The sequence below is a fragment of the Arthrobacter sp. CAN_A2 genome, from assembly GCF_015752045.1.
Classification (GTDB): Bacteria; Actinomycetota; Actinomycetes; order Actinomycetales; family Micrococcaceae; genus Arthrobacter_D.
In genome coordinates, this window is sequence record NZ_JADOUS010000008.1 from 16710 (window position 1) to 34341 (window position 17632).

Here is a 17632-nt window from a genome sequence, read left to right on the forward strand (position 1 = left end):
GACTGCCTGGATGGATGGACCTAGACGTGGTCGCGCCAGCTGTGCCGGGGTTCGTACCCCAGCACCCGGCGGGCCCTGTCGATCGAGAGGAGTGTCTCGTGCTCGCCCACCTCGCGCGTCAGCTCCACCCCGGGGAACACCTCGGCCGCAAGGTCGGCGCTGGCACGGCTCATGACGGTGTCGGCCGCCGCGATGATGAAGCGGTCGAAGCCCGGCGCCGCGTTCTCGAGGGCCTTCGCCACGGCCTGGGCGCCGTCCCGCCCGTCGATGTACCCCCAGAGGTTCCACTTCCGGGCGGTCGCGTCCGCGTCGAAGGAGGGGAACGCGGCGTAGTCCTCTGGATCCATGACGTTCGAGAAGCGCAGGGCCGTGATGCTCAGCTGCGGATCCCAGCGCGTCAGTTCGATCGCCAGCTGCTCCTCGAGGTGCTTGACCAGGGAGTACGTGGTCTCGGGCCGGGCCGGGTATTCCTCGTCCACCGGGATGTACGGGGGCGGGGTGTCGAACGGGAGTCCGAGGACGGTCTCGCTGGACGCGTACACGACCCGCTTGATGCCGGCCCGCCTGCACGCCTGGAAGATGTTGTACGTGGCGGTCATGTTGTTGTGGAACGTCGCCACGTCCGCCTGCAGGCCCGGAGCCGGGATCGCTCCGAGATGCACGACGGCGTCGAGGCCGGAGTGCCGGTCGTCCACGCCGAGGAGCGCATCGAGCACCTGGCCGTAGTCCCGCAGGTCGATGCGGAGGAACGTCGGGGTGCGCTCGCCGTGCTGGTCGAGCTCGAGGACGGTGTGCCCGGCCTCGCGCAGGCCACGGACGACGCTCCGCCCCAACTTCCCGTTCGAGCCCGTCACCGCGACGTTCAGGGGGCTGGTCGCAGCCGCCATCAGACCGGCCGCGTCTCGGGGGAGACGGTCTTCGCGACGTCCGTCTCGGCGAGGTCGCCGATCGCGTCGTCGATCGCCGTCAGGACGTCGTCCTCGAGCTTCACGCCGGCGGCGACCGCGTTCGACTTCACCTGCTCGGGCCGGGAGGCGCCGATGATCGCCGAGGCCACGTTCTTGTTCTGCAGCACCCACGCGACGGCCAGCTGGGCCATCGTGAGGCCCACGCCGTCGGCGATCGGCGCGAGCTTCTGCACGCCCGTGAGTACCTCGTCGCTCATCCAGCGCTTGATCATGTCGGCGCCGCCCTTGTCGTCCGAGGCGCGCGTGCCCTGCTCGGGCTGCCGGCCCGGCGCGTACTTGCCCGTCAGCACGCCCTGCGCGACGGGCGACCAGACGATCTGCGACAGTCCGAGCTCCTCGGACGTGGGGACGACGTCGCCCTCGATGACGCGCCACAGCATCGAGTACTGGGGCTGGTTGGAGATCAGCTGGAAGCCGAGGTCCCTCGCGAGGGCATGACCGTCACGGATCTGCTGCGCCGTCCACTCGCTGACCCCGATGTACAGGGCCTTGCCCTGACGCACGATGTCGGCGAAGGCCTGCATCGTCTCCTCGAGGGGCGTCTCGTAGTCGTACCGGTGTGCCTGGTAGAGGTCGACGTAATCCGTCTGCAGCCGCTGCAGCGATCCGTCGATCGACTCCATGATGTGCTTGCGGGACAGCCCGACGTCGTTGTGTCCCTTCGGTCCCGTGGGCCCCCAGACCTTCGTGAAGATCTCGAGCGACTGGCGCCGCTCGCCCTTGAGTGCTTCGCCGAGGACAGTCTCCGCCGCCGTGTTCGCGTACACGTCCGCGGTGTCGAAGGTGGTGATGCCGACGTCGAGCGCGGCGCGCACGCACTGCGTGGCGACGTCGTTCTCCACCTGCGATCCGTGGGTGAGCCAATTGCCGTACGTGATTTCCGAGATCTTGAAGCCGCTGTTGCCGAGGTATCTGAAGTCCATATCGCCGATGCTAGCCACCCGGACGGGGCGAGTACAGGAAACCCTGTTCCCCCAGGCAACCAGTGCGTCATGCAACGCGGAGGGGTAGGGCGCTGCCGCTAGACTTGAGGGCGTCCTTCGGTTGCCACCACCAGTGAATGAGGAATCTTGGTCGACTTCAGCGCTCGTTTCGCCACCGGGACCGAGCAGCAGAATTGGGATTCCCTCGTGATGGCGAACCCCGGCGGAGGCAACCTGCTCTCCTCCGCGGCGTTCGCGGAGGTGAAGTCCCATCACGGGTGGCGGCCGCGATTCGTGGTCCTCGAAGGCCCCGGGTACAGGACCCACAACCTCGTCCTGGAGGAGAAGGTCCCCGTCATCGGGGCGCTGTGGTACCTGATCAAGGGCCCGGCGGTCACCGAGGCATCCCACGTGCCTGCCGCCGCGCACGCCGTCGCCGACCTCGCCCGCAGGGAGGCGCACAACGTCTTCGCGATCAAGGTGGAGCCGGATCTCGTGGATGGACCGGAGGTGCGGGAGGCACTGCAGTCGGCCGGGCTCGTCAAGACCTTCAACCTGCAGCCCAACGACAGCACGGCCATCCTGGACACCACGCCGGATGCCAACCAGCTCCTGCGGAACCTGCACTCGCGCGGTCGCAACGCGGTCCGCAGGGCCATGCGTGAGGGGGTCGAGGTCCGGCGGATGGAGCCGACGCAGGAGACCTTCGAAGCCATGTACTCGCTCATGGCGCACATCGAGGACCGCTCGGCCGCCCGGATGCGCTCACTGGAGTACTACAGCCGCTTCTGGCAGAACTTCGTGGATGCAGGGCAGGGCCGCTTCTACTTCGTCTACGAGGACGGGCAGCCCTCGGTCGGCGCCTTCGTGGTCAACTACGGCACCAAGGGCACCTACAAGGACGGCGGTTCCCGTCCTGGGCGGACCCAGTACGGGGATTCCCATCTCGTACAGTGGCAGGCCATCACCGACCTCAAGGACGAGTTCGGGATCGTCGAGTACGACTTCTGCGGCACCCCGCCCAGCGACCGGCTGAAGGACAAGGACCACCCGTTCCACGGACTGGGACTGTTCAAGACGAGTTTCACCAAGACGGTGACGGATTTCGCCGGCTGTTACGACCTCGTGGTCAGCGGCTGGAAGTATCGTGTCTGGAACACGATCGCGGAGCGTGTGGCGCGCCAGATCCACTGGCGACGCACGCATCAGCCGTTCTACTGAGGAAGAGCCCGCAGAGGGCACCGCGATCGATGCACGAAAGGCCGCTGTGAAAGACGGTTCGACCCCGGGGGATGGGCCTCTGCCCCCCGATCCATCGCCCGTAGCGGAAGCCCTCCCGGTGATCCGGCGCCCCTTCGACCCGTCCGAGGACGAGAAGCGGCAGCTGGCGGCAAGCCCGGGAGGTCCCGCCAGGAAGGGCGGCAGGACCGGGGCCCCACCGAAGCGCCCCGCGTCGGAACCGAAGATCCCCCGGCCGTCCCGTCAGCGGCAGCCCATCACGCGGCCCACGGATGCACTGCCCACGACACCGCGGAGCGTGCCGTCGTCGAGCCGGTCCAACGCGGCAGCCAGGAGCGTGCTCCGCCGCCTCGTGCAGGGCGAGGCTCCGCCCACCCAGGCCATGAGCATCGTCGAGCGGCTTGCCGGCAGCCCCTACGCGAATCCCATGATCCAGGTCGGCGGTCCCGACGCCGGCGCCCGCAAGGCCCTCGACTTCGCCCTGAACCTGGCCGAGACCATGTTCCGGTACGGCGCGGGTGCCCTCGAGGTGGAGACGAGCATCATCGCGGTCACGGCGGCTTTCGGTCTCGACCACATCGAGGTGGACATCACCAACCAGTCGGTGATCATCAACTACTCCGTGAAGGACCAGACGCCGACGACGGTGCTGCGCGTGGTCCGCTCATGGACGAACAACTACGCGGGCCTCACGGCCATCCACCGGCTCGTCTCCGATATCGCCGACGGCGGGGTCTCCCGGACCGAGGCCGCCCAGCGGCTCGACGAGATCACCCACCGGCCGAAGCCTTTCCCCCGCTGGATGGTGACGGCCGCGTTCGGCATCTTCTCGGCGGCCATCGTGGCCTTCGTCGGCGGGACCCTGCTCGGTTCGCTGGTCGGTTTCATCAGCTGCATCCTCGTCGACCTGGTGAGCCGCAAGCTGGGGGAGTGGCGCGTCCCCGAGTTCTTCTCCGTCGCCACGTCGGCGGCGCTCGTCACCCTGATCGCGATGCTGTTCTGGTGGCTGCAGGTGCCCATTGCCCCGGCCCTCGTCGTGGTGGGCGGTATCCTGCTGCTCCTGCCGACCGGCCGGCTGGTCTCCGCGACGCAGGACGCCATCAACGGGTTCCCGGTCACGGCTGCGGGTCGATATCTCTCGGCGATCCTCGTCTTCGCGGCGCTCGTGGCAGGCATCGCCGTGGCCCTCGTCGCCGGATCGGCGCTCGGGATCCCTGAACTCCAGGTGTTCGACTCCTCGGGCAGCCAGTACCCATGGCCCCTGGTCGCGGTGTTGATATTCATCGCCGTGGCCATGATCTGCATCGCCGAGCAGACCGACGTGAAGCTCGTGATCCCGACCTCGCTCGTGGCTGTCGCCGGATATCTCCTGATGATCAGCGCCGTGGCAGCCGGCGTGGGGTACCGGCTGGCACCGGCCCTCGCGGCCATCCTGATCGGTGGACTCTCGCGCGTCGTGGCCCTCCGGCTCGGCGCCCCCCAACTCGTCGTCGCCGTTCCCGCTGTGCTGTTCCTCTACCCGGGGCTGTCCATCTTCCGCTCGATGTACATGCTCACCATCGAGTCGGAGATCGTGTCCGACGGCGCGCTGGGCCTCTTCAACGCCCTGACGGTCGTGCTGGCGATTGCCGCGGGCGTCGTCCTCGGTGACAACCTGGCGCGACCGTTCACGAGGAAGCTCAGCTCCGACGAGCGGCAGCGGAACCGGCGGCGGTAGCCGGGTGCGTCGGCAGGCCCACCCGGCCTACGAACCCTACTTCCGAGCCGTCCCATGCCTCCGCCCGTCGGATCTGCGTCGCACACCCGCGCTGCGACACCAGGCGTCAGCCGGCACGGCCGCCCGTGCGCGACCAGTCGATGGGATCGGCGCCCTGCCGCGCGAGGAGTTCGTTCGCACGGCTGAAGGGCCGGGAGCCGAAGAACCCGCGGGAGGCCGAGAGCGGACTGGGGTGCACCGACTCGACCGTGGGCGTCGGGCCGAGCAACGGCTTGAGCCGGAGCGCGTCCTTGCCCCACAGGATGGCCACGAGTGGGCCGCCCCGCGCGACGAGAGCGCGGATGGCGGCGTCGGTCACCTGTTCCCACCCCCAACCCCGGTGCGACGCTGCCTCACCCGCGCGGACGGTCAGCACGCGGTTGAGGAGGAGCACACCCTGCTCGGTCCAGCCGGAGAGGTCACCCGACGCGGGCGGCTCCGCGCCCGTATCGGAGACGAGCTCGCGATAGATGTTGGCGAGGCTTCGCGGGATCGGTCGGGTCCGCGGGTCGACGGCGAAACTGAGCCCGACGGCGTGGCCGACCGTGGGGTAGGGATCCTGCCCGACGATGACCACCCGGACGCTGTCCAGCGGGGTGGTGAAGGCCCGGAGGATCTGGGGTGCGTCGGGCAGGACCCGGTGCCCGCCGTCGAGATCCTCCGCCAGGGACGCCGCGAGCCGGTGGAGGACCGGTTCCACCGGCTTGAGCGCGCCCGCCCAGTCAGCGGGAACCAGATCCTCGATGCGGGCCGGATCGGCGAAGGGGAAGGCGGAGGCATGGGGGGACGGTTGCTCGGCCCTCCGAGGTCCCGCAGCGCCGGTCCGGTCGCTGCCCGGAGGCGTGCCCGGCAGGTCGAACAGGGTGGGGTCGGGAGAAGTCATGACTTCATTCTCGCCCGGGTGGTCGGGCTCTGCCGCTCGAATGACAGTGCTGTCATTCCCTACTACCATAGGGTGACAGTTGTGCCCACTGAAGGAAGGCGACGGGGGAGATGGCCGAGCCGCAGCGGCATTCGGATGACGCGACGTCCGGGACGGACGACCGGCTGGCCCTGGGTGACCGCGAGCAGCGGATGCTCGCTCTCGAACGCGAATGGTGGAAGTACTCGGGCGCGAAGGAGCAGGCGATCCGTGACCTGTTCAGCATGTCCGCCACGCACTATTACCAGGCACTCAACGCCCTCATCGACACCGAGGCGGCCCTCGCCCACGACCCGATGCTCGTCAAGAGGCTGAGGCGCCTGAGGTCCACCCGGCAGAAGGCACGCTCGGCCCGCCGGCTCGGCGCGGATATCTAGTACGTCCCGCCATTCTCGACGAGCGAAGGACCACCCACGCCCATGACTGATCACCCGCGGGACGAATTCGACCGCGTCCCGGTATCGTCCGCGCGCCAGGGGGTCCACCGCGAGCGGATCATTCCGGCGCAGTCGAACGGCCTCGGACTCAAGATCACCGCAGGGGCCCTTGCGCTCCTGATCGGTGTGGGCTCGTACTTCCTCCTTCCCGGCCTCGATCTCGCCGGGGGGAACGACGGCGATGTGACGCCGTCGTCGGGCGCCGAGGCTTCCGCGACCGAGGGCGCGGCCGCGACGGCGGAACCGTCGGGCACTGCGTCTCCCGACACCACGAGTGGGCCGAGCGGGACGGCGACCGACGCCGCGTCCTCCGCGGCCTCGGACGAAGCGGACGCTGCGGACCGGACCCAGACCGTCAACGTCCTCAACGGCACGGGCTCGCCGGGTCTCGCGTCGGTGGCGGCCGGTCGCCTGGCTTCAGCCGGATGGACCTCCGCCCTTCCCGGGAACTGGGCCGGCGTCCCCGTGGAGGCTTCCGTCGTCTTCTACAACGACGAGGGGCAGCGCGCCGACGCTGAAGCCGTGGCCGCGGAGCTCGGCATCACGAACCTCGTCGAGAGCGCCGCCATCTCACCGGACATCTCCCTCGTCCTCGGCGCCGAGTTCCAGTAACCGCGGTGGTGCCCGGAGGGCGCCCGGCCCGCGTATGCCGCCGGGGCGCCGACGCCCGGCCTGCGTGTGACCGGGTCATCGACGACCGGCCCGCGTGGGGCGCCGTCGCCGGGCCGCCAAGCGGCGGGTGGGAGCGCGGAGCACCCTCCGGTCGATGTGTCAGTCCTTGAGCGGGATGCCCCGGGCGTCCCGGCGGAACTGCTCGGACCCGACGAGGATCATGATGCCCTCGATGAGCCCCCAGATGCTCGCCGCGATGGCGCTCAGTCCGAAGGTGAACACCGCGCCGACGGTCGACATGAGGATCTGGATGATGCCGATCGTGGTGAAGCCGAGGTAGAACCGGTGAATGCCGAGGGAGCCGAGGAGGATGCCCAGTACGCCTGCGACGACCCTGGATTTCTGCGGAGGGTACGGCTGCCCGTATCCGCCCTGGCTGTATCCGCTGTAGCTGTACCCACCCTGGTTGTACCCGCCCTGGGCATCGGGGGCCTGGCCCGGAGCCGGCTGCTGATGGGGCTGCTGCTCGTAGGGTCCGGACTGCTGGTAGGGCGGCTGCTCGTAGGGGCCCGGCTGCTGGTCGGGGCCCGGCTGCTGGTAGGGCGGCTGATCGTAGGGACCGGACTGCTGATACGGCGGCCGCTCGTAGGGCGAGGGCCGGCCATGCCGGTACGGGTCCCGCCGGCCAGGTCCCTGTGAAGAGGGGCGCTGCTGGTACGGCGCTTGCTCGTAGGGCTGCCGGGACGGGTCCCTGCCGGCATCGCCGGAGCCATCCTCGTGCCGGACATCCGGCTCCGGGGCAGGGCTGTCCGCGCCGCTCGACTGCCGGGGAGAGGCTGCCTCGGCAGCCCCCTCCGCCGCGACCTGCTCGTCGGACTCTCCGCGGTCCGGACCGCTCGCTGACGTGGACACTGTGCCTCCTGGGACTCGTGGTCCGCCCAACCTATGCCCTCGCGGGACTCCGCGCCATGGCATCTGGACACCGGCGGCGGGAGGGCGTGACGACCGCCACCGGGCGGCCCCGACGGGTTGCACTCGTAGGGTGGGAGTGCTAATTATTGAGTTAGCACTCGCGCGCGCAGACTGCTAAGACTGCGCGAGGCGCGTGAAGCAGACAAACCTCTGTGGTGGGGGTGGAGCAGGAACGTGAAAGAGATCGTTCAGGCGCCACCCGGCCGTCGCGGGCACCACACGCAGCCAAGCATTCACATGCTGAAATGCAACCGTCCCGAAAGGACCTAAGCCAATATGGCCAAGATCATTTCTTTTGATGAAGAGGCCCGTCGCGGCCTCGAGCGGGGCCTCAACATCCTCGCTGACGCCGTCAAGGTGACCCTCGGCCCCCGTGGCCGCAACGTCGTGCTCGAGAAGAAGTGGGGTGCCCCCACCATCACGAACGACGGCGTGTCGATCGCCAAGGAGATCGAACTCGACGACCCGTTCGAGAAGATCGGTGCCGAGCTCGTCAAGGAGGTCGCGAAGAAGACCGACGACGTCGCAGGCGACGGAACCACCACCGCTACCGTGCTCGCCCAGGCCCTGGTCAAGGAAGGCCTGCGCAACGTCGCGGCCGGCGCCGACCCCCTGAGCCTCAAGCGCGGCATCGAGAAGGCCGTCCAGGCCGTCACCGAGGAACTCCTCGCCTCCGCCAAGGAGATCGAGACCAAGGAGCAGATCGCTGCCACCGCCTCCATCTCTGCCGGTGACAACGAGATCGGCGCCCTGATCGCCGAAGCACTCGACAAGGTGGGCAAGGAAGGCGTCATCACCGTCGAGGAGTCCAACACCTTCGGGCTCGAGCTCGAGCTCACCGAGGGTATGCGCTTCGACAAGGGCTACATCTCGGGCTACTTCGTCACGGACGCAGAGCGCCAGGAGACGGTCCTCGAGGATCCCTACATCCTGATCGTCAACTCGAAGATCAGCAACGTGAAGGATCTCGTCGCCGTCCTCGAGAAGGTCATGCAGTCGGGCAAGCCGCTGCTCATCATCGCCGAAGACATCGAGGGTGAAGCCCTCGCGACCCTCGTGGTCAACAAGATCCGCGGCACCTTCAAGTCCGTCGCCGTCAAGGCTCCGGGCTTCGGTGACCGCCGCAAGGCGCAGCTCGCCGACATCGCCATCCTCACCGGTGGCCAGGTCATCGCCGAGGAGGTCGGCCTCAAGCTCGAGACCGCCACCCTCGACCTGCTCGGCACGGCCCGCAAGGTCGTCGTGACCAAGGACGAGACCACCATCGTCGAAGGTGCCGGCGACGCCGACGCCATCGCCGGCCGCGTGGCACAGATCCGCGCCGAGATCGACAACTCCGATTCGGATTACGACCGCGAGAAGCTGCAGGAGCGCCTCGCCAAGCTGGCCGGCGGCGTTGCAGTCATCAAGGCCGGCGCCGCAACGGAGGTCGAGCTCAAGGAGCGCAAGCACCGCATCGAGGACGCCGTCCGCAACGCGAAGGCAGCAGTCGAGGAAGGCATCGTCGCCGGTGGCGGCGTAGCCCTCATCCAGGCCGGCGCCAAGGCATTCGCCAACCTCAAGCTCACGGGCGACGAGGCGACGGGCGCGAACATCGTCCGCGTAGCCATCGACGCACCGCTCAAGCAGATCGCCTTCAATGCGGGCATGGAGCCCGGCGTCGTGGTCGACAAGGTCCGCGGCCTGCCCGCCGGCCACGGCCTGAACGCTGCCACCGGCGTATACGAGGATCTCCTCGCCGCCGGGGTCAACGATCCCGTGAAGGTCACCCGTTCGGCCCTGCAGAACGCGGCGTCGATCGCAGGCCTGTTCCTCACCACCGAGGCCGTCGTGGCCGACAAGCCGGAGAAGGCAGCTCCTGCCGGCGGCGGCGACGACATGGGTGGCATGGGCGGCATGGGCGGCTTCTAGTCCCCACCGCTCGCGCGGCACCCGCGCGAAGCACGCAGAGGGCGGCACTCCCGGACAGGGGGTGCCGCCCTTTCTGTGCTCGGCCTGGGCGGAGACCCATCTGCTGCCGGCCCGCACGTCGACGGCTGTCCGGCACTTCCCGGTCAGCTCATGAACATCCGCGCATTGCTCTGTTCGGCGTCCGCGTACTGCTGGGTGGCGACGTCGAGGGCCGCGTTGATGCCGGTCAGCGACTCCTCGACCTGCTGCTGCGTGGCCCGCCACTGCAGGATGAGCTGCTGGAAATTGGTGGCTGCCTGCCCCGTCCAGAGGCCTTCGAGCTCCCGCAGTCCGGCCTGCATGGAGTCGACCTCCGCCTGCAGCCTCCCGATGGTGCCCCGGACCTGACCGCTCTTGGCCGCCAGGCTGTCGGTGTCTACGTTGAAGAATGCCATGCTGTGCTCCCGTGCTCGCGCTTCCTTGACGTCCTCGACGCTAGGGCCTGGGTGGGGGCGATCAGCGGGCGTCGCGGCGTTTGTGGACAACGGGCTTCGTCGGAGGTGCCTGTGGAGGGGTGATGCCGGTGGAGAAGGCAGGGTGGCGATCGGAGGCCGGCGCCCGGGACGCCTCCGTGGGCGCGTCGTCGGAGGTTTCGGCCTGCGCAGTCGCTCCCTCGTCGCCCGTCTCCCCGTCCAGGGGGACGTGCGGGAGCCGGATCGACAGGGTCGCGCCGCCGCCCGGTGTCTCCTCGAGCCTGACCGTGCCATCGTGCTGGGCCACCAGTGCGGCGACGATGGCGAGACCGAGGCCCGTGCCGCCGGTCTCGCGGTGGCGGGAGGTGTCCGCCCTGTAGAAACGCTCGAAGACCTTGGCGGCGTCCTCCTCCGAGATGCCGGGACCGTGGTCGCGTACCTCGAGGACGGAATCGCTGTGGCCGTGCAGCACCGGTGCCACGCCGACGGCGATCTCGATGGGCGACCCTGCAGGCGTGTACCGGAGCGCGTTGGTCATCAGGTTCGCGACCACCTGGCGGAGCCGGGCCTCGTCTCCTCGGGTGGGCGCGGAACGGGGGCTGCCGCCGTCGAGCCCGATGACGGAGATCGTCCGATCCGGTGCGGTGGCCCGTGCGTCGAAGGCCGCGTCATGGCCCAGCACCGTGAGGTCCACGGGCTTCACCTCGGGGCGGCGCTGCTCGTCGATCCGGGCCAGCGTGAGCAGGTCCTCGACCAGCTGGCCCATGCGGATCGCCTCGCTCTCGATCCGGCCCATGGCCGCAGCGACGTCCTCGTCCTTCTGCAGGGCGCCGTGCCGGTACAGCTCCGAGTAGCCGCGGATGGTGACGAGCGGCGTCCTCAACTCGTGGGACGCGTCGGCCACGAACCGCCGCATCTTCGTCTCCGACGCGGTGCGGGCGGCGAAGGCCCGCTCGATGTGCGCGAGCATCGCGTTGAGGGACCGGGAGAGACGTCCGATCTCGGAGGCGGGGCGCTCGACGGCGACGCGACGGGAGAGGTCGCCGGCCGCGATCGCCGCAGCCGTCCGCTCCACGCGGGCGAGCGGCGCGAACTGCCGCGTCACCGTCACGAAGGCGATGAGTGAAGCGAGGGCCGTCGTGACGAGGCCGGAGGTGAAGATGATCTCCTTGGCCTCCTGCAGGGATTCGTTCACCGTGTTCAGACGTGAGGCGATCGCGAGGTACCCGTCCGTGTTCGCGAACCGGAAGATGCGCACGCGCCACCCCTGGCTGGCGGGGTCGGTGCTGGGCACGTCGAAGCCGGCGCCGTCGAGGTCGATGATGCGTTCCTGCGTCATCCCCGCGAGATCCGGCACGTCGACGGCGTCGTCGGACTGGTTGGCCACCACCACGCCCCCGTCGCTGTCGAGCAGGGCGGCGTAGTACCTGAGCACGGCGCCGTCGGCCTGGGGCTCGGTGGAGTAGATGTCGTTCGCGACGGTCCTGGCGTTGTTCCACAGGTCCTGGTCGACGCGGTCCACCAGCCCGTTCCGCAGGAGGGAGACGGTGGCGAGGCCGGTGATGCCCACCGTGACGATCATCAGGAGCATGATGATCGCCACGAGCTGCGAGCGGAGCGACGCCTCGTTCCAACGCTTGACCAAGTCGCCGGCGCTACCGCTTGTCAGCGGTGCGCAGCAGGTAGCCCACGCCCCGCTTGGTCTGGATCAGGGCGACGGCGTCGGGGTTCCTGTCGATCTTGCGTCGCAGGTAGGAGATGTAGGACTCGACGATCGACGCGTCCCCGTTGAAGTCGTACTCCCAGACGTGGTCCAGGATCTGGGCCTTGGACAGGACCCGGTTCGGGTTCATCATGAGGTACCGCAGGAGCTTGAACTCGGTGGGGGAGAGGTCGATGGTCTCCCCGTTGCGCCGGACCTCGTGTGCGTCGTCGTCGAGTTCCAGGTCGGCGACGCGGATCACGGCGTCGTCGTCCTCGAGCGGATGCGTGCGGCGCAGCACGGCGCGGATACGGGCCACGACCTCGTCGAGGCTGAACGGCTTCGTGACGTAGTCGTCACCGCCGACCGTGAGGCCCGTGACCTTGTCGTCCGTGTCGTCCCGGGCCGTCAGGAAGACGACGGGGAAGTGGCGCCCGGCAGCGCGGAGACGCCGCGTGACGGTGAAGCCGTCCATGTCCGGGAGCATCACGTCGAGGACGGCGAGATCGGGGTTGTGCGTCTCGGCGGCGGCGAGGGCCTCCCGGCCGTTGGCGGCGGCGACGACGTCGAAACCGGCGAAGCGCAGCGACGTCGACAGGAGTTCGCGGATGTTCGGTTCGTCGTCGACGACCAGGAGTTTCGCTTCAGGGCCTGTTTTTTTCACACTCCCAGTATCCTCGGGATGCCTGTGAATTGGCTGGACCGTTCCTGCGAGGAAGCTCCCTAGTCCCTGGGCTCCTTGTCCGCGATGGCCGTGGCGTCGAGGATGCGGTACGCGTAGCCCTGCTCGGCCAGGAAGCGCTGTCGTTTCGCCGCGAAGTCCTGGTCGAGGGTGTCGCGGGCCACGACGGTGTAGAAGCGGGCCGCCCGGCCGTCGGTCTTCGGACGGAGCAGCCGGCCGAGGCGCTGGGCCTCCTCCTGGCGGGACCCGAACGAGCCGGACACCTGGACCGCGACCGACGCCTCCGGGAGGTCGATCGAGAAGTTCGCGACCTTCGACACCACGAGCACGGTGATCTCACCGGCCCGGAAGGCGTCGAAGAGCCGCTGCCGCTCCTTCACCGGGGTCTCACCCTTGATGACGGGGGCATCGAGCCGGGCTGCGAGGTCGTCGAGCTGATCGATGTACTGCCCGATGACGAGCAGCTGCTCGCCCCGGTGCAGCGCGACGAGCTTCTCCACGACGTCGGACTTGGTGTCCGACGTCGCGCACAGGCGGTACTTGTCGCCGTCGTCGGCCATCGCGTACGCGACGCGCTCGTCCCTCGGCAGGTCCACGCGCACCTCCACGCAGTCCGCGGGGGCGATGTACCCCTGCGCCTCGATGTCCTTCCAGGGGGCGTCGTAGCGCTTCGGTCCGATGAGCGAGAAGACCTCGCCCTCGCGGCCGTCCTCGCGGACGAGGGTCGCCGTGAGGCCGAGCCGACGGCGGGCCTGGAGGTCCGCCGTCATCTTGAAGATCGGCGCCGGGAGGAGGTGCACCTCGTCGTACACGATCAGGCCCCAGTCGTTGGCGTCGAGCAGCTCGAGGTGCGGGTACAGGCCGCCGCGCCGGGTCGTGAGGACCTGGTACGTCGCGATGGTCACGGGCCGCACCTGTTTCACGGCGCCCGAGTACTCCCCGATCTCCTCCTCCGTCAGGGAGGTCCGCTTGAGCAGCTCGTCCTTCCACTGCCGCGCGGACACCGTGTTGGTGACGAGGATCAGCGTGGTGGTCTGGCTCGTCGCCATCGCGGCGGCGCCCACGAGGGTCTTTCCCGCGCCGCACGGCAGGACGACGACGCCCGAGCCCCCGGACCAGAAGTTCTCGACCGCGAGCCGCTGGTACGGGCGCAGCGTCCAGCCGTCCTCGTCGAGCACGATCGGGTGCGGCGTCCCGTCCACGTAGCCGGCGAAGTCCTCCGCCGGCCACCCCAGCTTGAGCAGGAGCTGCTTGAGCTGCCCGCGCTGGGAGGAGTGCACGACGACGGTCTCCCCGTCGATCCTGGGCCCGAGGAGGGGCTGGATCTTCTTCGCGTGCAGGACCTCCTCGAGGACGGGGTAGTCCGTGGTGCGCAGCACGAGGCCGTGCTGCGGGTCCTTCTCGAGCCGGAGGCGCCCGTAGCGGGACATCGTGTCCTCGATGTCGATCAGGAGGGCGTGCGGCACGGGGAACCGCGAGTACTTCAGGAGGGTGTCGAGGACGCGCTCGGCATCGAGGCCCGCGGCCCGCGCGTTCCAGAGCCCGAGCGGCGTCAGCCGGTAGCTGTGCACGTGCTCGGGTGCGCGCTCGAGTTCGGCGAATGCGGCGATCGCGTGGCGCGCCTCGGTGGCCAGCTCGTGGTCCACCTCGAGCAGGATGGTCTTGTCGCTCTGGACGATCAGCGGCCCGTCAACCATCGGCGGCGCTCCCTTCGAGGATCTCCACGTCCATGACGCGGTGTACGGACACGACTTTCTCCACCTGGTTCTCGGGATCGAACACCCGCAGGCGGCCTCCCGACACCGAGAGGGGAACAAGGACCTGGCGCACGTGATTCCCCTCGCTGTCCGCGGTGCCGAGGCGGATCCTGCTGCGCGACCGGATGGCCGCGCGCAGCGTCTCCAGTCCCAGGAGCGTCTCGCTGTCGGCGGCCCCCGCCGGATCGGCGGTGCCCGGGCCGGGAGTGCGCAGGGCGGCCAGCTGTGCGGCGATCTCCTCCTCGGCGACCGACCAGGGGTTGAGCCGCGACCGGAGTAGCTCCGGCGCCACCCTGGCGGGCGAGGGGGGCTCGACCGTCCCGCCGGGCGGGGGTCCGACGGCGGTCACGGCGTCCGAGGCCGGCGCGAACCCGAGGTCCCGCAGGAGACCGGTCAGCTCCTGGGCGGAGGCTGGGGACACCAGCACGGTCGGCGCGACCTGCACGATGCCGAGCACCGCGGCGCGCGGGTCCGCCAGCACCGTCGCGGCGACGGCGTCGTCGTCCGTGCGCAGATAGCTGCCGGCCCGTCCGACGCGGAGGCTGCCGTATCGGGACGCGGTGTCCTCGACGAGATACGTCAGTGCCTGCGGGATCTCCGTGGCGGAGTGCGTGCGGAGGAAGTCGAGAATGGATGGCGCGTCCTCCCCGGCGTCGAGGGCGGTACGGATGGAGTCGGCGGAGAAGCGGTAGGTCGTGGCCGGCCCCTGGCCCTCCGGCGTGGACATGCGCAGGAGTCCGCGGGCGACCTCCGGCTGCAGGTAGCCGGGCGCGACGGCGGTGAGGTCGGCTTGCAGCACGACGTGCGAGACAGGAGCCGGCAGGGCGTCCCGCACCCCGAGGGCGGCGTCCTCGGAGCGTCCCTGCGCGACGAGCCGGCCGGCCTCGGCGAGCGCTCCGCCGCCGGTCAGCCCGAGGGCGGCGGCCTCCGCCATCATGCCGGGAATCAGTCGGGAGAAGCGCCGGTGTAGCCGTGGCTGGTGCCAGGTGGCGAGCCCGACGACGGCCTGCTCGGCCAGGACGAGGACGGATCCGGCCGCTCCGTCCGGCGCTGCTTCGTCCGCGTCCGCGTCGGTGTCGGACAGTTCGACGGCGACGGACAGGAGCCGCTGGCGCACCATCGGGGCGTCGGGCCGGGACGCCTCCGCGGCGAGGGCGTTTACGGACGCGCCGTCCGGCAGCTTCGATCCGACGAGCGCCGGCGCGCGGTCGACGACGAGCCAGCCCTCGACGAGCAGCTGCCACTGGGCATCCCGGTCCAGCGACTCCCACGCGTCCGGCCTGGCGGTCTTCCAGCGGGAGTCGTCCGGATCGAGGGCGAGGAGCCCGACGGCTGCCGCGAGCTCCAGCAGCCAGGCGGCTTCGCCGTCGCTGCAGTGCACGGCCTCGCGGACGCGTCGCAGTTCGCGCACGCCCACCCCGCCGGAGCGGAGGGTGGAAACGGGGGAGCCGGCGACGACGGCGAGCAGGGACCCCACCTGTCGCAGGGTCTCCGCGACCGCGCCATACGCAGCGTTGTCGCGCAGTGTCGAGCGCGTGGTCCGACCGGGGGCAACCGGCGGCTCCAGATCGAGGGACGCGAAGACGGCGTGTCCGCGGACGGCCCTGCCCACGCCGCGGGGGAGTTCGACGTGCAGGGCGTCCAGTGGCGCCAGGAGGCAGCGGTCCAGCAGCCACTGCACGGCGGGCGAGGCACCGCCGTCGCCTCCGGTCGCCGTCGAACCGACCGGGGTGTCGCGGAGGCGCGCCAGGAGGGCCTCCGCACCGTCGGGGGCGCCGGCCATGAGTCGGGCCCAGGCGTCCGGGTCCGCCGTCACCCGCTCCAGGACCCGGGCCGCGGCGGTGGACGTCAGCGCCTCGTTCCCCGCGTCCGGGGCGAGAACCGCGGCGGCGCGGACGAGTGCGGGACCGAAGCGCGGGATGGACCGGGCGAGGGTCCGAAAGGAGCGGCCGAGGCCTGCCGGGTAGGGTGCCACGGCGTCGGCCATCGCCCCGACCGGCAGGAAGCCGTCCTCCGCGGACCCGACGACCAGGGCGCGCCGCGCGAGGTCGGCGAGGATCGCCTCGACCGCATCGGTCCCCTCCTGCGACAGGGCCGCGGCGAGGCGGACCGGCTGCACCGCGCCGCCGTCGTCCTCGGTCAGGACCACGAGGGCCTCGAGGACCTGGAGCTGGGGCCGTGTCACGTTGTCCAGTGCCCGCTGCAGGCTCATGCGCGACGAGGCCCGGGCCGCGAGCGCGGCGAAGTCCGGCACCGGGGGAAGGATGAGGTCGGGCCGGACGGTGAGGAGGCGGCGTACGTCGTCATCGCTCCGGAGGGCCAGTTGATCGGCCAGTACTCGGATTGCGGACATCACCTCAAGATTACCCGGCGCCGCTGACCTGGGGTCGTGGACCGGTGCGCGCGCAGCGGGGCCCGCGGTGGGGTGAGCCGTGCCCACCGCGGCGTCGATTCAGGAGTTCCGGCGGGAGATGGCGGACCGGATGAGCAGCGAGACCATCAGGAGGAAGGCGATCGGCAGGCAGAAATAGCTGGCCAGCACGAAGCCCGGCCACACGGTTCCCTGCAGGAAGGCCGTTGCGAGGATGGCGATCAGTGATACCAGTCCGACGCCGGCGAAGGCGACCGCGAGGACCATGACGAGGAGCCGACCGTGCGACGGCGTCCCGGGTCCGCCGTCCGGCGCCGTGGTCTCGCCGGGGTGGTCGGAGGAGGGGCTCGTAGCCGATTCGTCAGGGATCATAGCCGTGCCAGCCTACAAGAACCGGGCGGGAGGCGGCTCATGACGCTATACCCTAGGAGACACAGACTTCCCCGGCGGCAGCAGTGCGCCTGGGTGCCAGGCGGCCTGCGTGGACCGGGCCAGGGCCGCCGGCGACACCGCCCGGTACAGCCAAGAAGAGGTAGACGACGTGCCCATCGGCAAAGTGAAGTGGTTCGACGCGGACAAGGGATTCGGTTTCCTGGCCACGGACGACGGCAAGGAAGTGTTCCTGCACGCCTCGGCCCTGCCCGCGGGGGTGACCGAGGTCAAGGTGGGTGCGAAGCTGGAATTCGGCGTCGCCGACGGACGTCGCGGCCCCCAGGCGCTCTCCGCACGCATCCTCGAGCAGCCCCCCTCGGTGGTCAAGGCGAGCCGGAAGAGCGCCGATGACATGGCTGTCATCACGGAGGATCTCATCAAGCTCCTCGACGCCGTCTCCAACAACCTCCGCAAGGGGCGCTATCCGGAGAAGGCGCATGCGGTGAAAGTCGCGGCGGTCCTGCGGGCGGTTGCCGACGACCTCGACGCGTAGGCT

16 protein-coding genes are annotated in these 17632 nt (G+C 69.9%); 6 read left to right on the plus strand and 10 right to left on the minus strand.

The window, feature by feature from the left end; genetic code table 11:
• Positions 1 to 20 precede the first annotated feature (20 nt).
• A complete protein-coding gene (locus IWX63_RS11650) occupies positions 21 to 866 on the minus strand; it encodes an NAD-dependent epimerase/dehydratase family protein (protein WP_199278484.1) in 846 nt (281 codons plus the stop codon).
• A gap of 20 nt (positions 867 to 886) precedes the next feature.
• On the minus strand, positions 887 to 1891 hold the full coding sequence (locus IWX63_RS11655; protein WP_199278338.1) for an aldo/keto reductase family protein: 1005 nt from the start codon (positions 1889 to 1891) through the stop codon (positions 887 to 889).
• Between the two features lie 147 nt (positions 1892 to 2038).
• Between IWX63_RS11655 and IWX63_RS11660 the strand changes: the two genes are divergently transcribed.
• Positions 2039 to 3112 (plus strand): lipid II:glycine glycyltransferase FemX, encoded by a 1074-nt coding sequence (locus IWX63_RS11660; RefSeq protein WP_334685820.1) that lies wholly within the window; start codon positions 2039 to 2041, stop codon positions 3110 to 3112.
• 118 nt (positions 3113 to 3230) lie between these two features.
• The gene (locus IWX63_RS11665; RefSeq protein WP_334685821.1) at positions 3231 to 4847 is read left to right on the plus strand and encodes a threonine/serine exporter family protein; all 1617 of its coding nucleotides are present in this window, start codon (positions 3231 to 3233) and stop codon (positions 4845 to 4847) included.
• Between the two features lie 106 nt (positions 4848 to 4953).
• On the opposite strand, the gene IWX63_RS11670 is transcribed toward IWX63_RS11665, so the two are convergent.
• Positions 4954 to 5769 (minus strand): uracil-DNA glycosylase, encoded by an 816-nt coding sequence (locus tag IWX63_RS11670; RefSeq protein WP_199278339.1) that lies wholly within the window; start codon positions 5767 to 5769, stop codon positions 4954 to 4956.
• A gap of 110 nt (positions 5770 to 5879) precedes the next feature.
• On the opposite strand from IWX63_RS11670, the gene IWX63_RS11675 reads away from it, so the two are divergent.
• Both IWX63_RS11675 and IWX63_RS11680 read left to right on the plus strand, forming a co-directional pair.
• Positions 5880 to 6185: a DUF3263 domain-containing protein gene (locus tag IWX63_RS11675; RefSeq protein ID WP_199278340.1), complete on the plus strand. Its 306-nt coding sequence runs from the start codon at positions 5880 to 5882 to the stop codon at positions 6183 to 6185.
• Positions 6186 to 6227: 42 nt separating this feature from the next.
• Positions 6228 to 6857 carry a LytR C-terminal domain-containing protein gene (locus IWX63_RS11680; RefSeq protein ID WP_199278341.1) on the plus strand — a complete coding sequence of 210 codons (630 nt, stop codon included), beginning with the start codon at positions 6228 to 6230 and terminating at the stop codon, positions 6855 to 6857.
• Positions 6858 to 7016: 159 nt separating this feature from the next.
• Here IWX63_RS11680 and IWX63_RS11685 read toward each other — a convergent pair whose 3' ends face one another.
• A complete protein-coding gene (locus tag IWX63_RS11685; RefSeq protein WP_199278342.1) occupies positions 7017 to 7769 on the minus strand; it encodes a TM2 domain-containing protein in 753 nt (250 codons plus the stop codon).
• A gap of 336 nt (positions 7770 to 8105) precedes the next feature.
• On the opposite strand from IWX63_RS11685, the gene groL reads away from it, so the two are divergent.
• A complete protein-coding gene (groL, locus tag IWX63_RS11690; protein WP_199278343.1) occupies positions 8106 to 9740 on the plus strand; it encodes a chaperonin GroEL in 1635 nt (544 codons plus the stop codon).
• A 143-nt stretch (positions 9741 to 9883) separates the two neighbouring features.
• Here groL and IWX63_RS11695 read toward each other — a convergent pair whose 3' ends face one another.
• From IWX63_RS11695 to IWX63_RS11720, 6 genes are all read right to left on the minus strand, one after another.
• The gene (locus tag IWX63_RS11695; RefSeq protein WP_199278344.1) at positions 9884 to 10174 is read right to left on the minus strand and encodes a WXG100 family type VII secretion target; all 291 of its coding nucleotides are present in this window, start codon (positions 10172 to 10174) and stop codon (positions 9884 to 9886) included.
• Positions 10175 to 10235: 61 nt separating this feature from the next.
• Entirely contained in the window at positions 10236 to 11837 is a 1602-nt protein-coding gene (locus IWX63_RS11700; RefSeq protein ID WP_334685822.1) for a sensor histidine kinase, read from the minus strand.
• Between the two features lie 10 nt (positions 11838 to 11847).
• Positions 11848 to 12558 carry a response regulator transcription factor gene (locus IWX63_RS11705; protein ID WP_199278345.1) on the minus strand — a complete coding sequence of 237 codons (711 nt, stop codon included), beginning with the start codon at positions 12556 to 12558 and terminating at the stop codon, positions 11848 to 11850.
• Positions 12559 to 12617: 59 nt separating this feature from the next.
• Entirely contained in the window at positions 12618 to 14273 is a 1656-nt protein-coding gene (locus IWX63_RS11710; protein ID WP_199278346.1) for a DNA repair helicase XPB, read from the minus strand.
• Positions 14266 to 16686: a helicase-associated domain-containing protein gene (locus IWX63_RS11715; protein ID WP_199278347.1), complete on the minus strand. Its 2421-nt coding sequence runs from the start codon at positions 16684 to 16686 to the stop codon at positions 14266 to 14268. The genes IWX63_RS11710 and IWX63_RS11715 overlap by 8 nt, the downstream gene beginning before the upstream one ends.
• Positions 16687 to 16785: 99 nt before the next feature.
• On the minus strand, positions 16786 to 17076 hold the full coding sequence (locus IWX63_RS11720; RefSeq protein WP_199278348.1) for a hypothetical protein: 291 nt from the start codon (positions 17074 to 17076) through the stop codon (positions 16786 to 16788).
• A 169-nt stretch (positions 17077 to 17245) separates the two neighbouring features.
• Here IWX63_RS11720 and IWX63_RS11725 point away from each other — a divergent pair, with 169 nt between their 5' ends.
• The gene (locus IWX63_RS11725; protein ID WP_199278349.1) at positions 17246 to 17629 is read left to right on the plus strand and encodes a cold-shock protein; all 384 of its coding nucleotides are present in this window, start codon (positions 17246 to 17248) and stop codon (positions 17627 to 17629) included.
• Positions 17630 to 17632 lie beyond the last annotated feature (3 nt).

What these genes read in the sequence shown, in the direction of transcription:
- IWX63_RS11655 (WP_199278338.1), bottom strand. Translation starts at nt 1,891, where the DNA reads ATGGACTTCAGATACCTCGGCAACAGCGGCTTCAAGATCTCGGAAATC.
- IWX63_RS11675 (WP_199278340.1), top strand. Translation starts at nt 5,880, where the DNA reads ATGGCCGAGCCGCAGCGGCATTCGGATGACGCGACGTCCGGGACGGAC.
- IWX63_RS11680 (WP_199278341.1), top strand. Translation starts at nt 6,228, where the DNA reads ATGACTGATCACCCGCGGGACGAATTCGACCGCGTCCCGGTATCGTCC.
- IWX63_RS11670 (WP_199278339.1), bottom strand. Translation starts at nt 5,769, where the DNA reads ATGACTTCTCCCGACCCCACCCTGTTCGACCTGCCGGGCACGCCTCCG.
- IWX63_RS11715 (WP_199278347.1), bottom strand. Translation starts at nt 16,686, where the DNA reads ATGTCCGCAATCCGAGTACTGGCCGATCAACTGGCCCTCCGGAGCGAT.
- IWX63_RS11720 (WP_199278348.1), bottom strand. Translation starts at nt 17,076, where the DNA reads ATGATCCCTGACGAATCGGCTACGAGCCCCTCCTCCGACCACCCCGGC.
- IWX63_RS11695 (WP_199278344.1), bottom strand. Translation starts at nt 10,174, where the DNA reads ATGGCATTCTTCAACGTAGACACCGACAGCCTGGCGGCCAAGAGCGGT.
- IWX63_RS11710 (WP_199278346.1), bottom strand. Translation starts at nt 14,273, where the DNA reads ATGGTTGACGGGCCGCTGATCGTCCAGAGCGACAAGACCATCCTGCTC.
- groL (WP_199278343.1), top strand. Translation starts at nt 8,106, where the DNA reads ATGGCCAAGATCATTTCTTTTGATGAAGAGGCCCGTCGCGGCCTCGAG.